This is a genomic window from Saccharothrix stipae (assembly GCF_054781895.1).
In genome coordinates this window covers 237770-243769 of the sequence record NZ_BAAGTN010000006.1, presented here as the reverse complement: position 1 = coordinate 243769, position 6000 = coordinate 237770, and the positions used below count along the sequence as shown (strand labels likewise).

General features: G+C 69.2%; 4 protein-coding genes. 1 reads left to right on the top strand and 3 read right to left on the bottom strand.

Going from position 1 to position 6000, the window contains the following annotated elements; translation table 11 throughout:
- Positions 1–628: Gfo/Idh/MocA family protein (locus ACYVLT_RS12900; protein WP_461120371.1), on the bottom strand; the 628-nt coding region annotated here is incomplete at its 3' end.
- A gap of 668 nt (positions 629–1296) precedes the next feature.
- On the bottom strand, positions 1297–3333 hold the full coding sequence (locus ACYVLT_RS12895; protein WP_461120370.1) for a cellulase family glycosylhydrolase: 2037 nt from the start codon (positions 3331–3333) through the stop codon (positions 1297–1299).
- Between the two features lie 371 nt (positions 3334–3704).
- Here ACYVLT_RS12895 and ACYVLT_RS12890 point away from each other — a divergent pair, with 371 nt between their 5' ends.
- Positions 3705–4622, top strand: a complete 918-nt coding sequence (locus tag ACYVLT_RS12890) for a family 43 glycosylhydrolase (protein ID WP_461120369.1) — start codon at positions 3705–3707, stop codon at positions 4620–4622.
- A gap of 49 nt (positions 4623–4671) precedes the next feature.
- Here the strand turns inward: ACYVLT_RS12890 and ACYVLT_RS12885 are convergent, their stop codons facing one another.
- A complete protein-coding gene (locus ACYVLT_RS12885; protein WP_461120368.1) occupies positions 4672–5739 on the bottom strand; it encodes a LacI family DNA-binding transcriptional regulator in 1068 nt (355 codons plus the stop codon).
- Positions 5740–6000: the final 261 nt, after the last annotated feature.

The following is a 6000-nucleotide window of genomic DNA, read 5'->3' as shown; positions in this document are numbered from 1 at the left end:
CGTACCGCCCGACCAGCTCCTCGCGGATCGTGCCGGAACCGAAGCACGAGACGACCTCGGCGCTGGCGTCGGCGAGCGCGAGCACCGGACCCACGCAGTGCGTGGCGTACCACATCGGCGGCAACCCCGGCCAATAGCCGGGCCAGCCGTCCATGTCCTGCATGTGACTCGCCTGCAGGAACTGCAGCCTGCCCAGCTCCCCCGAATCGTGAAGCTGCTTGAGGTACAGGTACTCGCGGGAGAAGACGACCGTCTCCATCATCATGTACCGCAGACCCGTCCGCTCGACCGCCTCCACGATCCGCCCGCAGTCCTCGACACTCGTCGCCATCGGCACCGTGCAGGCCACGTGCTTGCCCGCCTCCAACGCCTCGACCGTCATCCACGCGTGATCCGGGATCGGCGAGTTGATGTGAACCGCGTCCACCTCCGGATCCCTGAGCAACTCGCGGAAGTCCGTGTACCGCTTCCCCACACCGAACCGGTCACCCACCTCGTCCAGACCGGCGGGGTCGCGTCGGCAGATCGCGGCCATCTCGGCCTGCGGATGACGCTGGTAGATCGGGATGAACTCGGCGCCGAAGCCGAGACCGACCACCGCCACGCGAACGGGCCGACCGGCCATCATCCACGCCCCTGTCGGCCGAGGCGCGAGGACACGCGCGACCCGGCGTCGGGGGGCCCAGAGAGAACGGGCACAGAGAAGACAGTTCGCCGCTGAACCATGAGATCTCCGAAGGGATAGCCATATTCGAACCGGTTCGATCCGAGATTGACCTTATGCAGCTTGAACTTGCTAAAACAACACTTTAGCTCGGTCGAACCGGTTCGATGACGCTGATGAGACGGGTCGTGCACGAGTCGACACGCCGCTCTCGGACCCCGCGACGACATGTGTCGACCAAGGCCGGGCGCGGCACCGACGTCGCTGTCGGCACCACCCAGGACACTCCCGCTCGGCATCCACGCGGCGGCGTGGTGGATGCCGGGCCAACCCGCTCGAAGTGCTCCTGGACGTACCGGGCAGAAGTGTGGCAGTCAGGTGTTTACGTTCACAAGAAGAATTTCTAGAAACTTTCGTTGCGTACCCTGAACGGAGCAGCGCGATCAGAGGCGTTCCCCAAAGCGCAGATCGCCCGCGCGGGCGGGACCGGGAGCGCATCGAGCTCACCGTTTTGATTGCTAAAGTTAGCGCTAACACCTTTAGCGGATCGGCACCGTCTTCCACTACCTCCGGAACACCCCCTCACCACGTGGCAAGGGGGTGTCGGCGTCCTGTGGGCAGGTCAGCCCCGGTCAGCTGGTGCTTCCGGTCACCGTGGTGCCGGTCTTGGTGATGTAGTAGGTGATCCGCGTCCCGCTCCAGAAGTGGAACGTCAGGGTGACGCGGCCGTCGTCGAGCTCGGCGAAGAACTCGGGCTTCAGGATCACGCTGTCGGCGGCGTAGTCGGGCTGGAAGTGCTGCCAGAACTGCTTGAAGGAGGTCCAGTCCGCCGGTCCGGCGTTGCTGCCGTCGGCGTGCTTCGCCTCCATGGTGGCGAGCTGGTCGCCGCGGAACCGGGTGGGGATGGCGAACGAACTCGTCGTGCCGCTCGCGGCGGACTGGATCGGCGGGTCGTGGGTGATGACGTGGATCGACCACGGCACCCCGGTGGAGAACCTGGCCTCGATGGTGGCGTTCACCCCGTACGCGCGACTGCCCGCCAGGCGGGTGAGGGCCGCCGCGGTGAGCGTCAGCGTGGTGCCGGACACCCGGTAGTCGGACCCGTTGACCAGCCTGGTGGCGCCGTGCCGGAGTTCCTGGAACGTGGTGCCGTTCAGGTTGAGCGCCAACGACTTGGCGGTGATCGCACCGGTGCGCGGCAGGAACACCTGGTCGGACGACGCCGTGCCGGAGCGCGTGGTCCAACTGGACTTGATCTGGTCGTGCACGCCCTGGTCGCGCCAGCGCAGCTCGGCGCGGTTCAGGAACTGGCCCGCGTCCCAGATCATGGTGGTGAGCTTGCGGGTGCGGGCGTGGTGGCCGACCGCCTCGATGAACTTGAGGAACTCGCCGCGTTCGATGATGCCGGGCCGGGTGTGGTCGTAGTCGAGCAAGGCCCACTCGCCGATGATCACCGGGATGCCGCGGGCGACGAACGTGTCGTGCACCCGGCTGAACGTGCCGATGAGGTCCTGCTCCACCTCGGCGTTGTACCGGGTGAAGCCCGCGATGTTCACGCTGAACGGCCAGAAGCCGTAGAAGTGGACCGTCGCGGCGATGTTGGCGTCGCGCAGCTGCTCGTAGCTCGCCACGAACGCGTCCAGGCGCGGCTGGTCCGCGGCCGTGTGGAAGGTGGGCAGCACCAGCAGCCGGGTGGCGTTGCCGCCGCCGGACCCGCGGACGACGCGGTGGAACTCGGCGTTCAGCTCGTGCAGCGCCTGGAAGTTCTGCTCGTCACCGGTGGTGCCGGCGAACTGGGGTTCGTTGATGCTCTCGAACACCAGCTTCGCGGAGTGGTCGCGGAACGTCGTGGCGATCTGGGTCCACAGCGCGGTGTACCTGGCGAGCACGTTCGCGCGGTCGGTGGGGTAGGTGTTGATCCACTGCCACGAGTCGTGGTGCATGTTGACCATCACGTAGAGGCCCTCGGCCAGGGACCAGTCCACGACCTCCCGGACGCGGCCGAGCCACGCCGGGTCGATCGCGTGGTCCGGGGCCGGTCCGTGGTGGTTGCTCCACGTCACCGGGAGGCGGATGCTCTTGTACCCCTGGGAACGCACGTGCCGCAGGTGCTCCCGGGTCGTGAGCGGGTTGCCCCACGACGTCTCGCCGGGGATCGCGTCCAACGTGTTGCCGAGGTTCCAGCCGGGCTGCATCGCGGCCACCGCCGCCATCGGGTCACCCGGCTGGGGTTCACCGCCGACGCGCCCGGTGCACGTGACGCCGTTGAGCGCGAACGTGGTGGGCGCGGTGTTGCTCCCGGTCCAGGACCCGTTGAAGCCGAAGGAGACCGACGCGTCCGTCGCGATGGTCGCGTTGTAGCTCTCGTTCTTCGCGGTGACCTGGTCGGCCGATGAGGTGACCGTCGCGTTCCAGGCCTGGGTGACGCGCTGCCCGGACGGGAACGCCCAGCCCAGGCTCCAGCCGTTGACCGGGTCGCCGAGGTTGGTGACGCGCACGGTTGCGGTGAAGCCGCCGGTCCACTGGGCCTGGACGGCGTAGTCGACGCGACAGCCCTCCGCCGCCCGTGCGTCGGTGGCCGCGACCGCGCTCGTCGTGAGCAGCGTGGCCAGGGCGGCGGCGAGCGTGCCGAGCCGCCGTGGGATCTTGCGCATGTCTTGCGAGCTCAAGACGTCACTGTCCCTTGCTGTAGGTGGAATCCCATCCCGCCGGAGGAGGCGGCGCGCGCCGCGTGGCGGTGGCGCGTTGCGCGTGATGAGGTGGGGTGAGTGCGCCAGGACGAACGAAGGCATGAGGCCTCCACCGGTCGAGGACGCGGGTGCGCACTTCGGACGCCAGATCGTCCACGTCCAGAAACTTTCTCAGCGCTGGCCCGATAGTTTCCGCGCGGGATGCTACCGAGGCGTCAAAGTGGCGTCAATCAGCGAAGGCGGCCGCACGAGACGCACGATCGGCCCGTTGACCCCACCGCGCGCCCAGCCGTACCCTGCCGTCGGCCAGAAAGTTTCTGCGAGCAAGTCGGAAACCTTTCGGACGTCGCATGTCGGCAGAAGACGGTGAGATGAACGAGCCGATCATCACGAGGTCCTACCCCGATCCGACCATCTGCCGGGTGGGCGAGGACTACTACCTCGTCTCCTCCAGGTTCGAGTACTTCCCCGGCTTGCCGATCTTCCACAGCCGCGACCTGACCGACTGGGTCAGGATCGGCACCGTGCCGGACCGGCTCACCGGCACCCCGTTCGCCGGCGGGATCTACGCGCCGACGCTACGCCACCACGACGGCAGGTTCTGGCTGATCGCGACACGCGTGCCACGCGACGGCACCGTGCTGTTCAGCGCCGAGGACCCAGCCGGTCCCTGGTCCGACCCGACGCCGCTGCCCGGCGTGCCCGGCGTCGACCCCGACCTGGTCTGGGACGAGGACGGCGACTGCTGGTGCACCTACGCCGGCGTGGGCCAGGTCCGCATCGACCCGGCGACGGGCCGGACCCTGGGCGCGCCCACCAGGCTCTGGTCGGGCTCACCCGGCCCTCAAGTCCCCGTCGCGCCTCACCTCTACCGGATCGGGGACCGGTGGTACCTGGTGGTCGCGGAGGTCGACACCGAGCGACCGCCCACCGTCTCGATCGCGCGCGGCCCCACGGTCAACGGGCCGTTCGAGCCGTGCCCGGCCAACCCGATCCTGACCCACCGCGGCCCTGATCACCCGATGCGGCACACCGGTCATGGCGACCTCGTGCAGGCACCCGACGGGGCGTGGTGGATGGTCTTCCTCGGCGTGCTGCCACGCGGGGCCACGGGCCGGCACGGGTTGGGCTGGGAGACGTTCCTGGCGCCGGTAGGTTGGGTCGACGGCTGGCCGGTGGTCGGCGAACCGTCGACCGACCCCGCCACGTCGCCGCGCCTCACCGGGTCCGAGCCCATCCGAGACGAGTCCGACCTCCACCCCCGATGAACCTGGCTGTGCCCGGCCCATCTCCCGGCAAGCCGAGAGCGGGTCGACGTCAGTGTTCCCCGACTCCGGCGGGCGGTGCGGTGCTCTCCCGGACGGTGAGCGTGGTCGCGAGTTCCAATCCCACCTGCGGCGGCCGCTCGCCGCGGCCGAGGGCGAGGGCCAGTTCGGTGGCGGCCATCGCCATCTCCATCAACGGCTGGTGGACCGTGGTCAGCGGAGGGTCCACCAGGGCGGCGATCGGCAGGTCGTCGAAACCCACCACGCTCAGGTCCTCCGGGATCCGCAGCCCCGCTTCCCGCGCGGCCCGGTAGACGCCCAGCGCCTGGAGGTCGTCGCCTGCCAGGACGGCGGTCGGGCGGTCGGGCCGGGCCAGCAGTTCGCGGGCCGCGACGTGACTGGACTCCCGGGTCAGCTCCGCGCGCGCCACGAGGCTGGGGTCGATCGGAACTCCCGCGGCGTCCAGCGCGGCGCGGCAACCGTCGGACCGGGCACGGCAGCACAGCACGTCGTCCGGACCGGTGATCATGGCGATGCGACGGTGACCCAGGCCGGTCAGGTGGCGAGCGGCCATCCGGCCACCGGCCCAGTTCGTCGCGCCGACGAACGGGACGTCGTCCGGCAACTCGACCGTGGGGTCGAACACCACGAACGGGATGCCCTTGGCCCGCAGCCGGTCACGCTCCTCGTTCGACAGCTGGGCGACCGTGACGACACAGGCGGGACGGCGGTCGAGCGCGTCGTCGATCCAGTAGCGGATCGCGTTGCCCTGCGGACCGAACTCCGACAGCACCACCCCCACCCCGTGCTTGCGCGCCGCCCGCTGCACACCTCGGATGATCTCGACGCCCCACATGCTCTCGAGCTCGTCGAACACCAGGTCCATCTGCTTGCTGCGGCTCGGCGAGCTCGACTTCCGATAGCCGTACTCGTCGATGAGCGCCTCGACGCGCGCCCGGGTATCAGGCGACACACCGGCCCGCCCGTTGATCACCTTGGACACCGTCGGCACCGACACCCCGGCCGTCTCGGCGATGTAGGAGATCGTGACCGGCCTGGACGAATCACCAGCCGGCCGCCCCTCGACCACGATCGGCTGACCCGACTCGGTGTGCGACAACCCCCACTCCCCTCACTGACGCGCCGGCCCAGGCCAGACGCGACGCCAGGATAGGTCGTCCGCCCCACAGCCGCCCGCAGCGGATCCACCCGGGCCTCCGCTTCAACAGGACGCAGGCCCGACACCCGATCATTCCACGTTTCGCACACACCGACCGAAAGTCGCCCCCGATCGCCGCGATAACGATGGCCGCCAGCTACCGCGCGCTGCTCCCCCACCTGCCCGACCTCGTGCAGCAGGCCGACAGCGACCTCGCCACCG

Bases quoted from the DNA above. Each gene is read 5' to 3' on its own strand.
- ACYVLT_RS12890 (WP_461120369.1), top strand. From the start codon at position 3,705: ATGTCGGCAGAAGACGGTGAGATGAACGAGCCGATCATCACGAGGTCC.